Annotated in this window: 1 protein-coding gene; it reads left to right on the top strand. The window is 54.6% G+C overall.

Features of this window, described 5'->3' with window-relative positions; genetic code table 11:
• Positions 1-1023: 1023 nt before the first annotated feature.
• On the top strand, positions 1024-3384 hold a 2361-nt coding region (locus tag Q0620_RS08890; protein ID WP_298784603.1), incomplete at its 3' end, for a hypothetical protein.

Below are 3384 nucleotides of genomic sequence, written 5' to 3'. Positions count from 1 at the left end.
TAGGTTCGCCGTGAAATTTAAAATTTCACGCGGCCGCGCACAGTGTCATGTGTCACTACGAGATTCTAAATTTCATGTCGAGCGCACCGTGAAATTAATCCGTCGGTCGCGCAGCAGATCGCCGCACGATCTAAAATTCGCGCTTGCGCCGCGACATACACCGCCGTGAGTTGAATTACGCGGCAGGCGAGCTAAATTTTACGCTCGTACGATCAGTCATGTTGGCGGAGGTTTGCAGAGCCCGGATTAAATTTTACTCACCGCCATGCAACGTCTGCGGTGGGCGCGGATGTCTGATCTGCTCTGCTTGCAAAGGCGCAGGCGGCTATAGCTGCATGGCAGTAGAACTAAATTTTACGAGCTGATGCGTCGCGGCAATGAAATTTCGCGCCGTGCTGCCCGCTGCGAACTGAATTTGCGCGATGACTATATGCCGCTGCGCGCTTATAAATTAAATTGCACTCCACGCGCTCGTCGCCTGATTGTCGCGCGGGATTGAAATTTGCGTGCCGCTTATCGCAGAATTTTAGGCCGCTGCATGCCGCGCTATAGCTGTCGTAAAATTTTAAATTGCATGTCGTACGTACGAGCTCGCCGTGAAATTTAAAATTTTATGTAGGCGTGAAATTTGCTTCGCGTTACGCTGTGTCGTACATCGTCGCGAGCCAAATTATGTGCTGCTGCGGAATTAAAGCTTGCATGCCCGCTACTACCGCTCGGGCGCCGTATGCCTGGCGGCTCCGTTTTGCGATCCGTTCGCGCCGTATTTGTTGCGGCAGTTATGTACGTCGCCGCGCCGCAGTGCGAAATTCCGCGTCTAGCTCTATTTTAGAGTTTTGATTTGCAGCGAGATTTTACGGCGCGCAATGGCGCTAAATTCCATCCTGCGTGAGATTTTAGAATTTTAAAATTCCCTTTCGCGGTATAATTATATGAAATGCTAAAATTTGCGGGATCTTAATAAAGGAATTTTAAAATTTATGCGGCGCGGCTTTGTGGCGTGCCTGCAAGAAAGGAGCGATCATGGACAAGCTGGATAAAGAGGAGCTTGCAGAGGCGTTTGTTGCTAGACTAAAAGCTTTAGCGCGTAGCGGCGGCGCCGATCTGCGTGAGCTTGATCGCGAGTTTTATGGATTTAGCGTGCGACTTGGCGTGCGTTATGACTTTGCCGGCAAGTTTAGCGTCTCGCAGATAAGTGGCGGCGAGCGCGCGCAGCTGCATTTCGCTGACGTCGCGCAGTTCGAAGCTCATGCGCGCGAGTGCCTACGCGCGGCAAGCACTGATGCGGAGCTAAGCGAGGCCTTTATGCTACGCCTGCGTGCAGACCCCCAAAAAGCTGCTATGAATGCGGATCAAATCATAAAATTTCACGATTTTAAGCCTTTTAGCGTTCAGCTGCGTTGTGAGCATTGCGGCGGATCGGGCAGGAGGCGCTGCAAAGCCTGCGAAGGCGCAGGCAAGGCGCCGTGCGCTAACTGCGGCGGGCGCGGGCGCTTGATCTGCCCCGATTGCAAGGGCGCCGGTGGCTATAGCCGTGCGGCGTTAAGCTCTACGGACGCTCATGCGCGCGGCCTTTCTGCAGGTTCTGCGTCAAATTCTATGGGCTATCGCTTCATTCCCTGCGCTAGCTGCGGCGGTAGCGGCTCGCGCATTTGTCCAGCTTGCGGCGGTACGGGCAGGCTGCGCTGCGAAAAGTGTGGCGGCGCGGGTGATTTTCGCTGCGAGCACTGCGATGGGCGCGGGTATTTCACTCGCACCGGCAAAATATCCGTTTATGCCCGCCCGAGCGTCAGCATAGGCGCTAGCTCGCAGGTTTTCGGGCGCGAGCTGCTGGAGTTTTTATGCAGCAAGGGCGTAGGTTTTGCAGCTCGCAGACTTTTGTTTCGTCTAAGCTCGCTGCGAGCGGTGCAGGGCGGCTGCGAAGCGGTATTTAGCGCGGAGGATGATTTTTTGCGCTTGAGTTTTGCCGTCTGCGGCAAGGCTTACGATGCGGCGTGCTTCGGAGGTGCAACATTTGTAAGACCTAGCTTTTTTGACGAAGTTTTTGCGCCGGAGCTTGCGGCGGCGCACGGCGCACCCGCTAGGCTAGGGCGGGATGATGCGCAAAGCCTTTTTGCGCTGTTTCGCGCAAAGCCTGTGCTGGATGCGGCGATGCGCCTAGCTAGTGCTAAGCTGCGCGGCGAGACGCTAAATCTCGAGCAGTTGCGCGGCGCGGATAGACATTTTAACTCTGTAAATTCTACCTGCGGCACGGCTGATCGCGACGCTTTGAGCCTTGCAAAAGACGCTTCGCGCAAAGAAAATCTCAAGGGCGGCGCGAGCGTAAAATTTGTAGGCATGAAATTCGCGAGCGCTTCGGCAAATCCTATGAGCGCAGAAGATAATCGCTTGGGGTTGCGCGGAGAGCAAGGTAGGTTCGCAGGCGGAGTGGGCGGCGGCATAAAATTTACAGGGGCGGATCTTTCGGAAAGCGGAGAGAATTCTGCCAGCGATTTTGATGCTAGGCAGCAAAGCAGCGAAGCTCGCGCGCAGAATGGACCTAATTTTGCCGGCTCGCAAGAAGGCTTAAGTGACACTTCTGATCGCACTGCGGAGGGTCTTTACGAATTACGCGGCGAGCGAGATTACCGAGATTTAAGTGTCTTAAATGCTCAAAATTCCACAAATTCCATAGACTCCGCCGCAATAAATTCCGAAAATCTAGCCGCTGCAAAATTTAAAAATCGCACGAATACGCAAGATCCTGCCGCGTCAAATTCTAAAATTTCGCCCTTTGCGCGATTAAAGAAGTTCTTTTTCTCGCGTTCTTTGCGCGAGGATTGCGCTCAGAGTTTCATCGCGGCGATTATGCGCGTTTGCGAGGGCTTTATTTCGCAGCAATGCGCTCGTGATTTGGGCAGCGCGATGGCTGGGGCTCTTGGCGTGCTAAGTCCGCGATATGACCGCGCGGTGTGGTGCATAGGCGAAGGCGCGCTTATCGCAGCGGCTACACTAGCGTGCGAGGGCTGCTTCGAGATGATCTTTGCGGAGCATTATTTTTGGGCACTTGCATGCGGCGCGGTAATCGCTGCTGTGGGGTTGCTGGGCGGTGTGGCGCTGTGGCTGGCAAGCGCAGTGTGGTGCGTCGTAAAAGCTCGTAAAATTCCGCGAGAGTATCGCTGTGGCAGGGGTGGCGCGGCGTTTGCTCGCTTTTGCAAAGCTCTGCTCTGCGCCGTTTTGGCTAGCGCAATCTACGGAGGCGCGGCAAATACGGGCTACACACCGAAAACCGGCGCAGCAGGGCTGCTGCGAGGGTGGATGCCTGCATTTTTTGAGGACGAAAATTCCGCTTCCGCGAGTGATGGCGTAAATTCTGCAGACGAAAATTCTACGAGTGCAAGCTCT

It is taken from the genome of uncultured Campylobacter sp., from assembly GCF_938017615.1.
Lineage (GTDB): Bacteria > Campylobacterota > Campylobacteria > Campylobacterales > Campylobacteraceae > Campylobacter_B.
The sequence above is the reverse complement of the archived record's forward strand: the minus strand, read 5'-3'. Positions and strand labels throughout refer to the sequence as shown.